This window comes from Brachybacterium sp. SYSU DS0246 (genome assembly GCF_059391765.1).
In genome coordinates, this window is record NZ_JBZXYT010000032.1 from 11,292 (window position 1) to 27,998 (window position 16,707).

21 protein-coding genes are annotated in these 16,707 nt (G+C 69.8%); 6 read left to right on the plus strand and 15 right to left on the minus strand.

Going from position 1 to position 16,707, the window contains the following annotated elements; all coding sequences use genetic code 11:
- Positions 1–7: 7 nt before the first annotated feature.
- Positions 8–1,141, plus strand: a complete 1,134-nt coding sequence (locus AC5020_RS14205) for an ABC transporter ATP-binding protein (RefSeq protein WP_464988751.1) — start codon at positions 8–10, stop codon at positions 1,139–1,141.
- A complete protein-coding gene (locus AC5020_RS14210) occupies positions 1,138–2,307 on the plus strand; it encodes an ABC transporter ATP-binding protein (RefSeq protein WP_464988752.1) in 1,170 nt (389 codons plus the stop codon). Before AC5020_RS14205 ends, AC5020_RS14210 begins: the two co-directional genes overlap by 4 nt.
- 7 nt (positions 2,308–2,314) lie before the next feature.
- Here AC5020_RS14210 and AC5020_RS14215 read toward each other — a convergent pair whose 3' ends face one another.
- The 8 genes from AC5020_RS14215 to AC5020_RS14250 form a co-directional block, all read right to left on the minus strand.
- Positions 2,315–2,821: a hypothetical protein gene (locus tag AC5020_RS14215; protein ID WP_377804740.1), complete on the minus strand. Its 507-nt coding sequence runs from the start codon at positions 2,819–2,821 to the stop codon at positions 2,315–2,317.
- Between the two features lie 130 nt (positions 2,822–2,951).
- Positions 2,952–3,506: an HIT family protein gene (locus AC5020_RS14220; protein ID WP_377804741.1), complete on the minus strand. Its 555-nt coding sequence runs from the start codon at positions 3,504–3,506 to the stop codon at positions 2,952–2,954.
- Positions 3,507–3,519: 13 nt separating this feature from the next.
- The gene (locus AC5020_RS14225) at positions 3,520–4,023 is read right to left on the minus strand and encodes a hypothetical protein (protein ID WP_464988753.1); all 504 of its coding nucleotides are present in this window, start codon (positions 4,021–4,023) and stop codon (positions 3,520–3,522) included.
- Positions 4,024–4,084: 61 nt separating this feature from the next.
- Complete coding sequence (locus tag AC5020_RS14230; RefSeq protein ID WP_464988754.1) at positions 4,085–4,867, minus strand: inositol monophosphatase family protein; 783 nt, start codon at positions 4,865–4,867, stop codon at positions 4,085–4,087.
- Between the two features lie 48 nt (positions 4,868–4,915).
- Positions 4,916–5,263, minus strand: a complete 348-nt coding sequence (locus AC5020_RS14235; RefSeq protein ID WP_464988755.1) for a ParB N-terminal domain-containing protein — start codon at positions 5,261–5,263, stop codon at positions 4,916–4,918.
- A 56-nt stretch (positions 5,264–5,319) separates the two neighbouring features.
- On the minus strand, positions 5,320–5,757 hold the full coding sequence (locus AC5020_RS14240) for a VOC family protein (RefSeq protein ID WP_076807926.1): 438 nt from the start codon (positions 5,755–5,757) through the stop codon (positions 5,320–5,322).
- 537 nt (positions 5,758–6,294) lie between these two features.
- Positions 6,295–7,308, minus strand: a complete 1,014-nt coding sequence (locus AC5020_RS14245; RefSeq protein ID WP_464988756.1) for a Gfo/Idh/MocA family protein — start codon at positions 7,306–7,308, stop codon at positions 6,295–6,297.
- A 26-nt stretch (positions 7,309–7,334) separates the two neighbouring features.
- Entirely contained in the window at positions 7,335–8,351 is a 1,017-nt protein-coding gene (locus tag AC5020_RS14250) for a Gfo/Idh/MocA family protein (RefSeq protein WP_464988757.1), read from the minus strand.
- 275 nt (positions 8,352–8,626) lie between these two features.
- On the opposite strand from AC5020_RS14250, the gene AC5020_RS14255 reads away from it, so the two are divergent.
- Together AC5020_RS14255 and AC5020_RS14260 are read left to right on the plus strand one after the other, a co-directional pair.
- A complete protein-coding gene (locus tag AC5020_RS14255) occupies positions 8,627–9,178 on the plus strand; it encodes an HAD family hydrolase (RefSeq protein WP_377017764.1) in 552 nt (183 codons plus the stop codon).
- Positions 9,175–9,894 carry an NPP1 family protein gene (locus AC5020_RS14260; protein WP_464988758.1) on the plus strand — a complete coding sequence of 240 codons (720 nt, stop codon included), beginning with the start codon at positions 9,175–9,177 and terminating at the stop codon, positions 9,892–9,894. The genes AC5020_RS14255 and AC5020_RS14260 overlap by 4 nt, the downstream gene beginning before the upstream one ends.
- A gap of 59 nt (positions 9,895–9,953) precedes the next feature.
- Here the strand turns inward: AC5020_RS14260 and AC5020_RS14265 are convergent, their stop codons facing one another.
- The 7 genes from AC5020_RS14265 to AC5020_RS14295 form a co-directional block, all read right to left on the minus strand.
- Positions 9,954–10,274, minus strand: a complete 321-nt coding sequence (locus AC5020_RS14265) for a DMT family transporter (RefSeq protein ID WP_464988759.1) — start codon at positions 10,272–10,274, stop codon at positions 9,954–9,956.
- Positions 10,271–10,696: a DMT family transporter gene (locus AC5020_RS14270; protein WP_464988760.1), complete on the minus strand. Its 426-nt coding sequence runs from the start codon at positions 10,694–10,696 to the stop codon at positions 10,271–10,273. The genes AC5020_RS14265 and AC5020_RS14270 overlap by 4 nt, the downstream gene beginning before the upstream one ends.
- Positions 10,693–11,298, minus strand: a complete 606-nt coding sequence (locus AC5020_RS14275; RefSeq protein WP_464988761.1) for a TetR/AcrR family transcriptional regulator — start codon at positions 11,296–11,298, stop codon at positions 10,693–10,695. Before AC5020_RS14275 ends, AC5020_RS14270 begins: the two co-directional genes overlap by 4 nt.
- A 77-nt stretch (positions 11,299–11,375) precedes the next feature.
- Positions 11,376–12,122: a nickel pincer cofactor biosynthesis protein LarB gene (gene larB / locus AC5020_RS14280; protein WP_464988762.1), complete on the minus strand. Its 747-nt coding sequence runs from the start codon at positions 12,120–12,122 to the stop codon at positions 11,376–11,378.
- Complete coding sequence (larE, locus tag AC5020_RS14285) at positions 12,115–13,071, minus strand: ATP-dependent sacrificial sulfur transferase LarE (RefSeq protein WP_464988763.1); 957 nt, start codon at positions 13,069–13,071, stop codon at positions 12,115–12,117. The genes larB and larE overlap by 8 nt, the downstream gene beginning before the upstream one ends.
- Positions 13,068–14,402 (minus strand): lactate racemase domain-containing protein, encoded by a 1,335-nt coding sequence (locus AC5020_RS14290; protein WP_464988764.1) that lies wholly within the window; start codon positions 14,400–14,402, stop codon positions 13,068–13,070. Before AC5020_RS14290 ends, larE begins: the two co-directional genes overlap by 4 nt.
- Before the next feature lie 114 nt (positions 14,403–14,516).
- Entirely contained in the window at positions 14,517–15,338 is an 822-nt protein-coding gene (locus AC5020_RS14295) for a MerR family transcriptional regulator (RefSeq protein ID WP_464988765.1), read from the minus strand.
- Between the two features lie 78 nt (positions 15,339–15,416).
- Between AC5020_RS14295 and AC5020_RS14300 the strand changes: the two genes are divergently transcribed.
- Positions 15,417–15,776 carry a nuclear transport factor 2 family protein gene (locus tag AC5020_RS14300; RefSeq protein WP_377792348.1) on the plus strand — a complete coding sequence of 120 codons (360 nt, stop codon included), beginning with the start codon at positions 15,417–15,419 and terminating at the stop codon, positions 15,774–15,776.
- A 191-nt stretch (positions 15,777–15,967) separates the two neighbouring features.
- Positions 15,968–16,678, plus strand: coding sequence for an alpha/beta fold hydrolase (locus AC5020_RS14305; RefSeq protein ID WP_464988766.1), 711 nt, complete (start codon positions 15,968–15,970; stop codon positions 16,676–16,678).
- Positions 16,679–16,707 lie beyond the last annotated feature (29 nt).

Below are 16,707 nucleotides of genomic sequence, written 5' to 3' on the forward strand. Positions count from 1 at the left end.
GCACCCGATGACGATCACCGCTGATGACACCGCCCCCGGCACCCCGGTGCTGAGCGTCCAGGACCTGGCGGTCCACCTGCCCACCGAGCACGGCCTGCTGCGCGCCGTGGACGGCGTCTCCTTCGAGGTGCGCGCGGGGCAGACCCTCGGCATCGTCGGCGAATCCGGCTCCGGCAAGTCCGTGGCCGCCAAGACGCTGCTGCGCCTGAATCCGGCCCGGTTCCATGAATCCGGGACGGTGCGGCTGCACGGGGCCGACGCGCTGGACCTCATGGAGCTGCGAGCCGACGGCCCGATGATCCGGGCGGTGCGCGGGCGACGGATCGCCATGATCTTCCAGGAGCCGATGACGGCGTTCAGCCCGCTGCACACGATCGGCGACCAGATCATGGAGGCGATCCTGCTGCACCGCACCAGCGACCGAGCCGAGGCCCGCGACATCTGTCTGGAGTGGATGCTGCGGGTCGGCATCGGGGACGCCGAGCGCCGCATCGACCAGTACCCTCACCAGTTCTCCGGCGGCATGCGCCAGCGCGCCATGATCGCGATGGCGCTCTCGTGCGAGCCGGAGGTACTGATCGCCGACGAGCCCACCACGGCTCTGGATGTGACCATCCAGGCGCAGGTCCTCGAGCTCATGCAGGAGCTGCAGGAGGAGACCGGGATGGCGATCGTGTTCATCACCCACGACCTCGCCGTCGTGGCGGGGATGTGCGACGAGGTGGCGGTGATGTACCTGGGTCGGATCGTCGAGCAGGCCCCGGTGCGCGAGCTGTTCTCCTCCCCTCAGCACCCCTACACCCGCGGCCTGCTGCGCTCGATCCCGCGGCTGGGCATGGGCCGGGACGAACGGCTCCACGCCATCGAGGGCACCGTCCCGCAGGCGATCGACCTGCCGCCGATGTGCTCGTTCCGCGACCGCTGCACCGCGCGGATCGAAGGGGTCTGCGAGACGGCCGAGCCGCGTCTGCTGGAGCTGACCGAGGCCCACCACGTGCGCTGCTTCCTGCACGACCCGGATGCGCCGGAGCCGGATCGGCTCGTCGGCTCCGCGGCGAGCGAGCCGACCCGTGCCTCCGCCGTTGCCGCCGTCTCAGCTGTCCCCGGCACCCCTGCCCACCCCGAGGAGTCCCCCGCATGAGTGCGCTGCTGCAGATCGAGCACGTGACCAAGGAGTTCAGCGTCTCGCGCACGGAGTCCTTTCCCGCGGTCGACGACGTCTCCCTCACCCTCGAGGCGGGCGAGACGCTCTCCGTCGTCGGCGAATCCGGCTGCGGGAAGTCGACGCTGGGCCGGGTGATCGTGCGCGGCATCGAGGCGACCTCCGGGGCCGTGCTCTACGATCCAGAGGGAACCGGCGACCGGGGCGGCCGCAACGCCGAGAGCACCGCAGACGAGGGACCGGCCGGCGAGCGCCCCGCCCGTGAGGGCTCGGCCGGTGAGCGCCCCGGCGGTGACGGCCGGGCCGGGAGCGGCCGCCAGATCGACTTCCTCGCTCTGAGGGGCCGCGCTCTGCGCACGCACCGGCCGGATATCCAGATGATCTTCCAGGACCCGATGTCCTCCCTGGACCCGCGGATGACGGTCTTCGACATCATCGCCGAGCCGCTGCGGGCGACCCGCCGGCCCCGCAAGCATGAGCTGCAGCGCCGCGTCCGTGAGATCGCCGAGAAGGTGGGGCTCGACCCCTCCCACCTGCGCCGCTATCCGCACAGCTTCTCCGGCGGCCAGCGTCAGCGCATCGGGATCGCCCGCGCGCTGATCACCGAGCCGAAGGTGATCGTGGCCGACGAGGCCGTCTCCGCGCTGGACGTGTCGATCAGGGCCCAGATCATCAACCTGCTGAAGGATCTGCAGGACGAGCTGGGGCTGTCCTACCTGTTCATCGCCCACGACCTCTCGATCGTCGAGTACATCTCGGATCGGGTGGCGGTGATGTACCTGGGCCGCATCGTCGAGCTGGCGGACACCGAGAGCCTGTTCTCCCGGCCCCGGCACCCCTACACCGAGGCGCTGCTCTCGGCGGTCCCCCAGCCGGATCCGGATGCTCCCCGCCGGCGGATCGTCCCCAAGGGCGAGGTGCCCAGCCCCACCGACCGTCCCGAGGGCTGCCTGTTCTCCTCCCGCTGCCACTACGCGACCGAGCTGTGCCGCACCACGACCCCTCCCCTGCAGGAAGCGGCCGACGGGCACTTCTCGGCGTGCCACTACGCCCAGGACCTGCCGCTGCGCGGCATCGCCGGACAGCCGGGAGTCGCGGCGGCGCCGGAGCCGGCGACCGTACCGTCACCGGCTCCGGCATCCTGACGGCCGGCTACTCGGCAGGCCGTTGAACGGCGAACACGTCCTCGGCCGACCAGAGATACTCACTGTCACACCGGTAGCCACGTAGCCACGGGCGCCCATCGACCACGCGCAGGTAGAACCCCTTCGGGTAGTCGTCGTCTTCATGCAACGGCCACGAGGCCACTGTGGTCGCACCGGTCGGTGCGCGGCCGGCCGACATCACCGTGTCGGGTGCCGATTCCTGCTCCGTCAGCACCAAGCGGAGGTACGGTCCCGTGTCCGGTGGGCAGAGTGCCAGCCCGCGTTCCTGTGCAGCAGCGTGAATCTGATCGAGCCGCGCTCCGCCGCGGAAACCCAGATCGCTCACAGCAACGGACGTCACGTGCACGGACTGTGCGACAGGTTCGCGGAACACGTCGTGGGCAAGCAGCGTCTGCGCATGCTCATTGAGACCGACATTCCGATGGGCGAGAGCCTCCTTCAAGTCCGTTCGCGAGAGGGTGCCGACGTCTAAGGTCAGATCCAGGTGCGCCATGGACACAGCATGTCGCACCTCCGGCTCGTCGGCGCGTGCGACCGCCGGAGGAAGCTGGGTTCCTCCGGCTCGTCGGCGCGTGCGACCGCCGGAGGAAGCTGGGTGCCGCAGATCGACCTTTGCCGAGCACTCAGCGCGTCAGCGTCCCAAGTGCACCGCGGATACGGTCTGCGATCTGCGGGCCATCAAGAAGCGGTCCCCGGGGGTCGACGAGACGTTGGGATCCGACGGGCACATCGGAGTAGCGCGGGATCAGCTGAATGTGGAGATGGTTGACCGGTCCGTCGCACATCGAGACCTGGTAGACGCGCTCGACTCCGGAGAGCGCGGCGCGAAGCGCCTTTGCCACGTCGCGGCACACCGTGAAGAGCCTGGTGACGTCCGCGTCCTCCAGCGAGGTGAAGTCCTGCACGTGGGGCTTCCACACCACGATGGTGTGTCCGGGCGCGCGAGGGTCTGCGGCCAGCGCGACTCGCACGTCCGGCTCGTCGAGGACGAGGGACTGCGGGCCGAGCACGAGTCCCGTCGAGAGTTCTTCGCACTGGTAGCAGATGCCCTTCTCGGCCAGCTCCGCTACGCGCGCGCCGACGCGAGCTCGCTGTTCCCTCCATCGGGACAGCTCGTCGTCGGAGGCGTGAGTACGCGGGACGTACTGGCTGTTGGAAGGCGGGTGGTGTGCGGCCATTGCGGTGCGTTCCTCACTCATCACGGGAGTCGGCGATGGCCACGGCGACGTTGGTCAGCACGCCGAAGCAGACGCCTTGGCTCAGGCCCACGGCGAGTCTCGGATGCCGCGCGCCCCGATTCGTGAAGAACCGTTCCGCCCGCCTGTCGGCCGCCACCCCGATCGCCGTGACACCGGCCGACACTGTCCCCGCCACGGCGGCTATGGCCGCTCGGCGAAAGAGAATCGCCCGGTCCTCCCGGCCCCGGGGGCGGCCTCCGTCGCCGCCCGTCGCCCCGGGTGCGGCGTGAGGGGTCCACGGCATCCAGCCGTCGGGCGTGGTCGTCCGAGCTCTCTCGAGAGCTCGGAGGGCGAGGTACGTGACGGCCGCGCTGGCGACTGCGGACGCCGTAACCAGGAGCAGGACCTGACGACCGTGCAGGCGCCCGACGGGGAGGGCACCGACGGCCGAGTACATCGCGACGTCGAGAGTCAGCTGGGCCAGGGGACTCAGCTTCACAGGGTTGGACGTCGGCACGATCGACACCGTAGCAAGCGGGCGGCGCGGCGGCCCCTCGTGAGGCGGTATCCACCGAGCATCAGTCCAGCCGACACAGGTCGGGGACGGCCCACACCTGCTCAGTCAGCCGACCGTTCGTGTAGATGCCTCCCCGCGCGTCGACGCTCGTGCCCTTGAACTTGTCGGTGTATCGCCCGCCAGCCTCGGTAGTGAGCAGTACCTGTGGAGCGTGGTCCCAGATCTCTCCTGCTGGGGCGATGACGACATCGACGCGGCCCTCAATGAGAGCGACGATGTCCCCAAGGGAGTCGGCGACCCAGTGCCCATGACGAGCAATCGCGGTGGCCAGTTCGGATCCAGGGGCGACGAAGCCGCCGATACGTGCGTCGGAGAGCACGTCGACGTGTGAGACCGCCAGCGAAGTGAGGAGGTGCTCTGGCTGCCCCACGGGGGCGGACCAGGCGCCACGTCCGCGGGCGGCCCACCAGCGCCTCCGCTCGGTCGGCCGGGTAATCATGGCAACGTCCAGCTCACCGTCCACGGTGAGGGCGATGTGAGTTCCCCACGATCTCTGACCGGCCAAGAACGGCTCGGTGCCATCAATCGGATCAAGGATCCACTGCCGATGAGCTCCGGCAACTACCGTCCCGCTCTCTTCGCTCACCACGCCGTCATCGGGTCGGTGAACACGCAGGATCTCGAGCAGCGCTACCTCGACGGCAAGGTCAGCAGCGCTGACCACGGTTCCGTCGCTCTTTCGTGCCGTGGCAGGCGATTGCTGGAAGTGTCGAGCACTGATCGTGTCGGCTGCGTCGGCCAGCCGGTGCGCCAGCGCAACATCATCGTCCTGCTGGAAGTTCATGGGATCACGTTGCCACGGCCCCGGGACCCACAAACGGCAGTAGACGGGTCAGCGCTCCAGGGCTTCCCACGCGTCGATGAGCACTCGGTGATCGGCGTCGGCCATCGGCTTCGCGTGGCCGGGTCTCGGATATGCAGGCAACTGATCGAGCGCTACAGGTACGTGATCCCGACCGAGCCGTAGAGCCACCGCGATTCTGTGGTTCCCATCGAGGGTTGCGAACTTCTGGTTGAACCTGAGATTGAGCGGCACGAAAATGCCTCGCTGTCCGATGTCTGATGTGAGACGGTCGAGGTGCGCAGGAGTATCGACCAGCGCAGAACCCACGGCCTCCCTGTCCACGGCTCTGTATCGAGCCACCAAGGTCGTGGGAAGTCGGACGGCGACGCTGCGCATCGCGTGAGCGTACAACGATTCTGTGCCAGAAACGGTCGAATCTGGTCTGGGGCGGCTTACCCCTGCGGTGTGGTGGTGCTTGACACGTGCGGCAGCACAAAAGCACCGGTCACGCCAGGGTTGACCGCGACCTCCCATCGGAACCCATCGGGATCGGAGAAGTATCCCGAGTATCCGCCCCACTCACGGTGGCGGCCGGCGCTCACCGGTGCGCCCAGCGCCGCCACCTCGGCCAGCACGGCGTCGACCTCGGCAGGCGCCGCGACGTTGTGCGCGAGAGTGATCGGCGCCACGCCAGATGCTGGTGCTTCACCGACTTCCGCGGTGAAGCCTTCCAAGGACCAAAGCGACAGGATCAGCCGATCAGCAATCGGCAGCATGAGGACGTCACCGCCAGTGAAGATCGGCTCCCACCCGAGCCCGTCGACGTAGAAGGTTCGACTTCGGTCCAGGTCGGCAACGGCGAGCGTGATGAAGCTGAGGCGCTGTTCCATGCTCAGAGTCTGCCACTAGACCCTGCGCGCCCCCGTCTGGCCACTGCGTCATAAACGGTCGGTTTCGACATAGCAATACCCGGATGCTCCCCGCCGGCGGATCGTCCCCGAGAGCGAGACGCGGGCGCCGGCATCCCGAGTGGGCCGGGCCGCAGAGGCACTCAGGTTCTTGTGGACCCTGCTTTCCGCGCACGCACGCCAGCTGTCCGCCAGCGTCTCCAGGTAGCGACGGCTGCACCGACGAGCGCGACAAGGCCGAGTAGGGTCCCGGCCTCTACGAGGGTTATACCGATTATGTTCATGCGCTCCCTCTTCTCTACGCAGCGCGATGCTACTCCTCATCAGGATCGGACGACGCGCTTCCTGCACGCGATACCTGAGGCCACGCACGGGGTGGCGACCATTGAGGCCGCGCCAGACGAGCCGCTTACCCAGACTCGACGATTCTTCGCACGCCTCGGCACAGAGCGACTGTGCTCGGGTGACTTACCGTCGATCAGGCCTCGGGGCTCCCAGGGCCTCTGCCCGGTGCACAGATCAGATCGCGACGACCTCCTCGGCCCGGCCCGACTCGGCGCTCGCGTACGCGGCCAGGATGATGCCGAGGACGTCGATGCCCTCCTGCACGCCGTGCAACGGTCGGCGCCCGTCCTGGACGCAGTCGACGAAGGCGGCGATCTGCGCAGCGAAGGGGTCGCGCAGCTTGGTCGAGTAGACCTGCTCGGCCTCCTGGTCCCGGAGTGAGACGCGCAGTGTCATGCCGTCGGAGCTCAGCGACCCCTTCTCCCCCATCACGGCGAAGCGTTCGGCGCCCGGCACCCGCGGGTACGCCCACGACGTCTGGATCTGGCCCACGGCTCCGCCCTCGAACCGCACCAGCACCTGGGCGGAGTCCTCGCCCTCCATGAACGTCAGCCGGTGCGTGGACATCATCGAGAACACGGAGCTGGGCCGGGCTCCGGCCAGGTGCATCATCAGGTAGGTGGGGTGGTAGCCGGTATCGATGAACTCCCCGCCGCCCGAGGTGGCGGCGTTCGCGCGCCAGCCCATGGTGGAGGGGTCGAAGTCGTTGTAGAACGCATCGGTGGTGCGCACCTCGTACACGGTGCCCAGCGCCCCGGAGTCCACGAGCTCCTTGGCGCGGGCCACGGACGGCAGGAACAGCTTGTTGTGGGCGCACATGAAGGTCACGCCGGCCTCCTGCACGGCCTCGCGCACGGCGACGGCTTCCTCGGCGGTCAGGCAAAGCGGCTTCTCGCACAGGATGTGCCGGCCGACCTGCGCGGCGGCGACGATCGCGCTGCGGTGGAGGTGGTGGGGCAGGCAGATGTCGACGGCATCGACGTCGGCCTCGGCGAGCAGGGCGTGGAAGTCGGCGTAGCCCTCGGCGCCGGTCTGGGTGATGCGGCGGGAGAGGGTCTCGGGGTCGGCGTCGGCGATCGCGGTGACCTGGACGCGGTCGGGGTGCGCGGCGTAGCCGCGCAGGTGGGAGTCGGCGATGTTGCCGCCGCCGATCAGGCCGACGCGCAGGGGTGCGGAGGTGGGGGTCATGTCAGGTCTCCTCGGGGAGCGGGGGGTCAGCGGGCGGAGTCGTTCGCGGCGACGACCAGTGCGGTCAGGGCGCGGGCACGGGCGAGGTTCTCGGTGGTGGGTTGTCCCCGTCGGATCGCCTCGGCCCACTGCTGCAGGGGCGCTGGTCCGTTCTCGGGGATCTCGATCCCGGACCATCCGTCGGCGGTGCGCAGGAACATGCGGGGCACGGGGGCGCCGCCAGTGGCATCGCCGTCGGGGCCGGCGCCGCCGGGATCGCCGCCGCCGGGGTAGGTGCCGTAGAAGACGGATCCCTCGGTGCCGTGGACCTCGAAGCTCAGTGGGCCCGACGGGGTGGCGAACCCGGTCTCGATGACGCCGATCGCGCCGCCGACCGTGGCGACCGTGACGACGGCGCTGTCCTCCACGGCTCGGCCGGTGACGTGCGCGTAGGTGGCCTTCACGCTCTCGAACTCGTCGCCCAGGATCAGCTGGGTGATGCAGGCCGGGTGTGCTCCCAGGTCGGTGAGGGCGCCGCCGAGCGCCTCGTCGGGGTCGTAGAACCAGTCGGGCAGCTGGCCGGTGAGGGCGCCGCCGTGGGCCAGGCGCACACGGGAGGTGACCACCGTGCCGAGCACTCCCTCCTCCAGGACCTGCCTCAGGGCCGTCACGCAGCCCAGAGCCAGGCGCGGCAGGGAGACGGTCAGTACGCGTTCATGCTGGTCGGCGAGACGGATCAGCGTCTCGCAGCCCGCCACGGTGGGCGAGAGCAGCTTCTCGGTGAACACATGCTTGTCGGCGTCCAGCGCCGCGGCGATCACCTCGTCATGGTCGCGGGTGGCCGTGGTGACCACGACACCCTCGAGGTCCGCTCGCCCCAGCAGCTCGTCCCGGGTGGCGGCGACGTCGATCCCCAGCTGCTCGGCGAGCTGCCCGGCGCGGTCGGCGTCCTCATCCCAGAGTCCCACCACCTCCACGTCCGGGTGCGCGAGAAGGGCGCGCGCGTAGTCGCGGGCGTGGACGTGCCAGGCTCCCAGGACGGCGACCCGCAGAGCGTGGGACATCGGCAGTTCCTCCTGAAACCTCGGATCGCGTTCCGTGACAGCCGCTGAGATGCTAGAGGAGGAAAACGCGGATTCCGCGCCTTCACCGCACGCCTTCAGCGGTGTTCACGCAGCGTTCATTCCGGCCGGCCGGCGAAGCATAAGCGGCCATAAATTCCGGGCCGGGATTCACTTGGCGTCACCGCCTGCGTTCAATCCGCGGCCATCGTGGCTCCTTATCGTCTCCGTGCGGGCCAGATACCGTGGTCCGTCACAGCCCTCAGAACAGGATTCCCGTGAGACCACGACGCCTCATCGCACTGCTCGACTGCGGAGACACCCTCATCGACGAGGGCACCGAGATCCGTGATGACGACGGCATCGTCGTCTCCGGCGACATGCTCCCCGGCGCGAAGCAGATGCTCCACGATCTCGATGCCGCCGGCTTCCGGCTCGCCCTGGTCGCCGACGGCAGGTACGTCTCCTTCGAGAACCTGCTCTCCCAGCACGGGGTGCTCGACGTCTTCGAATCGCTGACCTGTTCGGACGCGGTGCGTCATCAGAAGCCGAGCCCGCGCATGTTCAAAGCGGCGCTGGGATCGCTGGATCTGGCGGCGGAGGATGCCGGCCGCTGCGTGATGGTCGGCAACAATCTGGCCCGCGATATCGCCGGCGCGAACGCTCTGGGCATCACGAGCATCCATCTGGCGTGGACGTCGCGCTATCCGCGGGTCTCCGAGGCCGCCCTGGAGTGCCCCGACCATGTCATCGACACGCCCGCCGAGCTGCTCCCGCTGCTGGAGCGGCTCGATGCCCGTCTGCGCGAGAGCGAGGAGCGCACCGCATGAATATCCCGACCCTGCCGTACGACCAGATCGTCGGCTTCGAGGAGGTCGACCCCCTCGAGCCGCGCCAGATCCTGGCGAAACGGTTCCAGCCCTACCTGGCGCCGCTGACCGGCTGCGTCCCCCACCCCGGGGTCGACGCCGACGGCAATATCAGCGCCGGCCTGCCCACGGACTCGGTGGACGAGGGCGGGCGCGACTCCCGCGGCCAGGCGTATTCGCGCTCGGCCGCGCTGCCCGGGTACCGCGCGATCGTCTACGCCTGGTACTTCCCCAAGGACTGCCCCTCCCCCGGCCGCGGCCACCGCCACGACTGGGAGGGCGCGGTCGTCTGGTTGCGCGAGCCGGAGGGCGCGGCGCAGGCCGACGGGGCCGTCGACGCACAGGCCGAGATGATCTCCTTCAGCTACTCCCAGCACGGGAGGCTGTTCACGGTGGAGCCGTCGGAAGAGCTCACCCACGAGGGCCGGCCCATGCTCGGCTACAGCCGCTACGGCGAGAAGGTCACGCACTCGATGTGGCTCCACGACCAGCCCGGCGACCTCCACCCGCTGATCGACTGGGAGGACCTCCCCGAGGCGGCGCGCACCGCGCTGAACGAGAGCGACTACGGCGCCGGCACCCCGCTGATGCGCGAGGGCGCCTTCCAGCGCAACGTGTACCACTCCTGGCCCGGGGAGCCGGGGCAGATCATGGACCTGCTGGGGCGCACCCGGTAAGGGGTCGCTCGCACCCGCTGGGGAATGACTGTCTGCTCGGCGAGCGCCGCCGAGCTCACTCAGTGCGTGCCGCCGAGCTCGATGAGCAGCACGCCGGCGGCGATCATCGCCATCCCGGCGAGCATCATCGGGGTCAGGGCCTCGCGGAAGATCACGCGGGAGGCCAGCGCGGTCAGCACGATGCCGATGGCGACCCACACGCCGTAGGCGACCCCGAGCGGCATACCCGTTCGCAGCGTCGCCGAGAGGAAGGCGAAGGCCCCGAGGTAGCCGAGCACCACCAGGGCGTACCAGGCGCGATGGCCGGTGGCGGCGGCCCGCAGGGACAAGGTGCCGGCGACCTCGGATCCGATCGCGCCGCTGAGCAGCAGCCAGCTCATGTCGTCTCCTCCGGTGAGTCATCGGGCCCGGGTGGGCGCCGGGCGTGATCGGAGCCGGGCTCCGCGGTCTGCGCGCCCGGTGAGGAGGAGTCGGCCGCTTGCGCGCGCTGGGAGCCGAGCTCGACGACCACCACCCCGGCCGCGACGAGGGCGATGCCCGTCGCCTTCAGCGAGGTCAGCGGCTCGCCGAACAGGGCTGCTGAGAGCAGCGCGGTCAGCACCACGCCGCTGGCGCCCCAGATCCCGTAGGTGACGCCGAGGCCCATCCCCCGGCGCAGCACCAGGACCAGCAGTGCGAAGGAGAGGATGTAGCCGACGCCGACGAGTCCGTAGAGCGCAGGGATGTCCAGCGCGCCGCGCAGGGCCAGGGTCGCGGTGACCTCGCTGAGGATCGCGCCGGCCAGCAGCAGCCAGGCCGTCACGATTCACCTGCCAGCAGATCTGCGGCGGTCTCTTCGAGGGAGGCGGCTTCGTCGGCCGGGATCTCGAGCAGCCCGCTGGCACGGTCGAACCACACCCCGTCGGCCATCAGACGTACGGCCAGCAGGCGTCGGCGCAGGTCCGCGGGGGTCTCGGGCGGGACGACGAGCCAGCGGTCCAGCTGCTCCTGCCACCGCTCGGTGAGGGTCACGCGCAGGCGCGGGTCGGCGAAGATCACGAGGTCCGCCGGGGACAGCGAGCCCTGGCAGGACCACTGGAGGTAGGCGAGGAAGCGCTGGCGGGCGGGGACGCCGGAGAGGTCCTCGGCGCTCTGCCCGCCGGACTCGGTGATGCGGGCGAGCATCTCCTGCTCGTAGCGCTCGGCGATACGATCCAGCACCGCCGCGAGCAGGTCCTCCTTGGTGGCGAAGTGGTACATCAGGCCAGGTTTGGAGACCCCGGCGGCGCGGGCGGCGGCCTCCAGGCTCAACGTGCCGTCGGCGCCGAGGTGCGCCTCGGCGGCATCGAGCATGGCCTCGCGGGCCGACGGGCGGTGCGCGGGGCGGGTCTCGGTGATGGTGGTGGACGGCGAGGGGGAGGTCATGGGGATACTTTACCGACCGGATAGGCAAGTAAGGCAAGCAGGCCCGACGCCGACGTGCCCTGGGACTCACCCAGGCGTCAGCTGTGGTCCTCGGGACCCGGCGCCCAGCGGGCGATCTGGGCGGCGAGGTGCCCGGCGCCGTAGCCGTTGCCGATGTTGACCACGCCGATCCCCGGGGCGCAGGCCGAGAGCATGGTCAGCGCCGCGGTGTGGCCTCCGGCGGCCACGCCGTAGCCGACGGAGGTGGGCAGCGCGACCACGGGCGCGCTGATCTGCCCGGCGATGACGGTGGGCAACGCGCCGTCCATCCCCGCGGCGACGACCACGCAGGCCGCCCGGCGCAGCTCGGGAAGGCGGGCCTGGAGACGGTGCAGGCCCGCGATGCCGATGTCCGCGATCAGGTGGGTGGGCCGGCCGAGGTAGCGGGCGGTCAGCTCGGCCTCGCGGGCGACGGGCAGGTCGCTGGTGCCGGCGCAGGCGACGATGACCTCTCCCCCGCTGGGCGCGGGCGGCTCGGCGGGCCAGGCGAGGATCCGTGCGTCGGCCTCATAGCGTGCCTGCGGCAGCGCGGCGAGCACGGCCTCGGCCCGCTGCCGGTCGGCGCGGGTGAACAGCACGGGGCCGAGATCCTCGCGGCCATCGGCGTGGAGGCGGGCGTACTCCGCGGCGATGGCGCCGACCTGCTCGACGCTCTTGGCGTCGGCGAGCACGGCCTCCGGGGCGCCGCGGCGGCGGGCACGGCCGAGGTCCAGCTCGGCCACTCCGTCGATCCATCCGTCGGCGACGCGGGCCTCGCCGTCGGCCCCGGGGCCCGGCTCACCCATGAGCGCTCGCGCCCTTGCCGACCACCTGCAGGGAGAACAGTCCCGAGCGGATGCCGTCGAGGTCGATCGTGACGTGGCGGAACCCGGCCTCCTTGCCGGCCTGGACCAGGGCGGTGCGGATGCCGGGCTCCATGGCGCGGGGCAGTTCGTCCGTGGGCAGCTCGATGCGGCCGATGTCGCCGTGATGGCGCACCCGGCAGTCGCTGAAGCCCTGCTCGTAGACGGCGTCCTCGAGGTCGTCGATCTGGCGGAGCTTCTCGGGGGAGACCTCCTGCCCGAAGGGCACGCGGGAGGCGAGGCAGGGAGCGGCAGGCTTGTCCGCGACGGGGAGGGACAGGGCACGGGCGACGTCCCTGACCTGCTGCTTGGTCATGCCGGCGGTGGAGAGGGGCCGCAGCACCCGGTGGCGGGTGGCGGCGCCCGCGCCGGGGCGGTCGCGGCGGGTGGCATCGTCCGCGTTCTCCCCGTAGGCGACGGCATCGAGCCGGTGCTCGCCGACGATGTCATCCCCGATGCGGGTGAACAGCTCGTCCTTGCAGTGGAAGCAGCGGGCGGCGTCGTTCTTCGCGTACTCGGGATTCTCGGCCTCGCGGGTGTGGACCTCGATCACGCGGGCCCCGATGACCCGGGAGACCCGGTGAGCGAGGCGGCGCTCCCGGCGGGCGAGGGACGGGGAGACGCCGAGCAGGGCCACCACGTTCTCGGCGCCGAGGGCGCGCACGGCCAGGGCGAGCAGGGTCGCGGAGTCCACGCCCCCGGAGTAGGCGACGCCGAGGCGGCCGATACCGCTGAGCTGCGCGGCAATCTCGTCGGCGTGGTGGAGGGTCTCGCCGCTGAGCGCCCCGGGCGTCATGGACTGCTCATCGATGTCGGTGCGGCCGGGGTGGAACAGCGAAGCCGGGGCCGGGATCGCGCTCGTGCTCGTGCTCGGGGTGCGGGTGGCGGTCACTGGGAATCGCGCTCCTCGGCGAGGCGGAAGAGGACTTCGCCGGCGTGGTCAATGACGAGGGTGTCGGGGTCCTGGCGCAGGGCCGCGATGTCCAGGCTCGCCGGGTCGACGTAGCCGACGTTGTACTCCGCGCAGACCTCGGGCGAAATGGAGGTGGCGAAGGAACGGTTCACCCGCTGCTTCTCCTCGCCGGTGACCGGGTCGTAGGTGCCCAGGCCGGTCACGTGCGTGGAGTGGGCGAGCTCGCCCCAGGGGTGGTCCTTGAACCGGTCCCACTGCTTCGTGAAGTACTCGATGTTGTGGTACCCGATGTCGCGCAGGCCGGGGTGCATGGCGGCGACCTCGGTGATATGCGGGGCGTAGATGATGACCTCGCCCCCGTCGGCGCACACCGGCTCGGACTTGTAGAAGCCCTTCGCGCCGGTCCAGATGTCCTCGTACATCTCCGGTACCAGGGCGACGATGCGCTTGTAGGGCCGCTCGACGTAGGTGATGTGGGTCTGTGCGGAGATCTTGGCCATCGCGGCCCAGGCGGCCTGCGGGTCCCCGTAGGCGATCGCGCCGAGGTCCGCGCCGCCCTCGGCGACGTCCATGGTGAAGCAGTGCTTCTCGGCGTCGATGAGGTCGCTGGCGGCGTCGATCAGCTGGCGCACCGGGGTGATCCCCAGGGTGCCGATGATGCGGCTGGCGGTGATGAGCGCGCCCACCCAGTGGGAGATGTCGATGACGTCGTGCACCGAGCAGCCGGGGAAGAAGTACTTGTTGCCGCCGGAGAAGCCGACGACCTCGTGGGGGAAGACGGGGCCGACGACGAGGTTGACGTCGCTCTCGACGCACAGGCGGTTGATCTGCACGCGCATCGGGACGTCGGTGAGCAGCCCCCCGGTGAGCTCGGCGATGCGCTCGGCGGAGATCTCCCCGAGATCGGCGATCTGGTCCGGGTCGTGCCAGGCGTGGTTGACGACCTTCCACTCGGGATAGGTTGCCTGCGCGCCGCGCTCGGTGGCCCCGAGCAGCGCATCGATCGCGTCCTGGTTCATCGCGGCGTGGGTGCCGAGTGCGATCAGCACGGTCACGGAGGAGGCGCGGCCGGCGAGCGCGTCGTGGATCGCGGGCAGCACCTTCGGCAGCGGCACGTTGCGGGTGCCGTCGGGGATGATCAGGCAGACGCTCTTGCCGTCGTAGTCGGTGCCGTCGAGCTGCTCGGTGACGAACTGGCGGATCTGCTCGTCGGTGAGCGTGCCCTCCGCACCGCCCAGCAGGGCCGCGCGTTCGGCCAGGCCCTCCGGGATCGGCTCGATGGTCGGCATCGTCGTCGTCTGCTCGCTCATCGCTCCACTATGCGCTGGGCGGGCTGGGGGTGCCAAGGTGGGGCGGGGTGTTGCCATGCGGCGACGCGGGCACTTCCCGCGAGCCGCGCCCCAGCTACTGCTTCTCGACCGGAGTCAGGGAGTCACAGCAGTCAGGTCGGTCACCGAGAACACGGGCCACCCGATCTCGGTGCGCCACTGCGATCGGTCCCGGGTGTCGCGAGGTCCCACGAGGTAGCTCTCTCGGACCGGACCAGCCACGCTGAGTGCGTTGGCGACGACCCAGGCGCCGACCTCGCCATAGGTCACATCGATGTCGTCGTGGTCACCGACGTGGGTCGCGACTGCGAGCTCGACGGTGGGCAACACCGCCGGGTGCACGCGTCCCCTGTTGGGTGGGTCCTGCGACGGCCGGTACACCAGCACGTGTCCATGACCTGCCGCGAAGAGGGCATTGTCGTACACGCCTCCCGGCGTTCCGTCAGGATCTCTCAGGGTCGCGTCGAGTTCGGCCATCGCGCCGGCATACCAGCCCAGGACGTCATCGAGATCGACGTCGCCCTCGACAGCGGCGACGGTGGTCGGAGGGACGGGGCGAACCTCGACGTGCACCGGCGCGGGGTCGGGTGCGAGAAGGCGGCGCAGCGACTTCACGGCGGCCCGGGTCCGCTCGAGCTCGGACTCCAGACGGTGGAGGTGCTCGGCGACCAAGTCGGACCGGCCCTGAGGGTCTGCCGCCTCGAGGATGCGCCGAACGGTGGCGAGCGGGACATCGAGGTCCCGCAACCGATGGATGACCTGCGCCGTGGGAATCTGGTCCGCATTGTAGTAGCGGTACCCGGTCAGTTCGTCGACGTGGGCGGGAATCAGCAGCTCCGCCTCGTGGTAGCGGCGCAACGTCCGCACGCTCAGGTGGGTCAGTCGCGCGAACTCTCCGATGCTGAAGCCACTGTGCACTCTCGCAGTATGCGCTCTCTCCCTGGGGGAGAGTCCAGCGCTTGACCCTCCACCACGTGGAGGCGGGACTGTCGTCGCATGACGACTCACACCACTCCCCCGACCATTCATTCCGCAGCGCTTCCGGACACGATCCGCGCGTTCCTCGCAGCCCACACGGCCCGCGAGGCAGACGCCGCGGTGCGCACGTTCACCCGCGACGCCGTCGTCGTCGACGACGGCGAGATCTTCCACGGTACCGAGCAGGTGCTCGCCTTCCTCCGCAATGCCGGCAGCCAGTACACCTACACCACCGAGTTCATCTCCGCCCGGCGTGAGGACGACGCTCACTGGGAGGTCGTGAACCGCATCGAGGGCGACTTCCCCGGCAATGTCGCAGACCTCACCTACCGGTTCACCCTGACCGACGGCCTCATCAGCGAGCTGACCATCGGCTGAGTCGAATAGTCCCGGCGCTGGTTCACAGGCTGCTGTGACCGTCCATCCCGAGAACACGCTGCGAGAGCTCGCGTCGAGCACGACGGCCGCTGTCGAGGCAGATTCGCCCCCTTGATGGCACCGATCCCCCGAAGTACCGCATTCGCGCATCACCGCGCACACGCCGAATTCGGCAGAAATGAGGAAGAGCAATGAGCACCATCGAAGGAATGGTCGTGAACGTAGTTCTCGTCCACGGGGCGTTCGCTGACGGGTCGGGATGGCGTGGCGTCTACGACCGCCTGACCGACCGTGGTTACCGCGTCACCATCGTCCAGAATCCGCTGACATCGTTGGAGGACGACGTCGCCGCCACGCGTCGGGTGCTGGACCTCCAGGACGGGCCGACCATGCTGGTGGGTCACTCGTGGGGCGGCACCGTCATCACCGAGGCCGGTGTCCATGACAAGGTCGCCGGCATGGTCTACGTCGCGGCCCTTGTGCCCGACGCCGGCCAGAGCTCCAGCGAGCAGTACGAGGGATTCGCTGCAACCCCTGACTTCGTCATCGACGTGGGCGCGGATGGATTCGGGTTTCTCAACCGCGACGCGTTCAAGAAGGGATTCGCCGCCGACGCCAGCGACGCAGAGGTTGCCTTCATGCGCGACACGCAGGTGCCCGTCAACATGTCCGTCTTCGCCCAGACGGTCTCGCAGGCAGCCTGGCGACAGAAGCCGAGCTGGGCGGTGTTCGGCACCGAGGATAAAGCGTTCGACCAGGCCATGCTCACACACATGGCGGAGCGCGCAGGCGCCGCAATCGCCACCGTCCCGGGCAGTCATGCCGTGTATGTGACGCAGGCCGACGCGGTCACCGACGTCATAGTCGCTGCAGCTGAGGGCGCCTCGAGCGTCGGTCGATAGCCGCTGCTCGCGGGCGGCTCGCCTCGAAC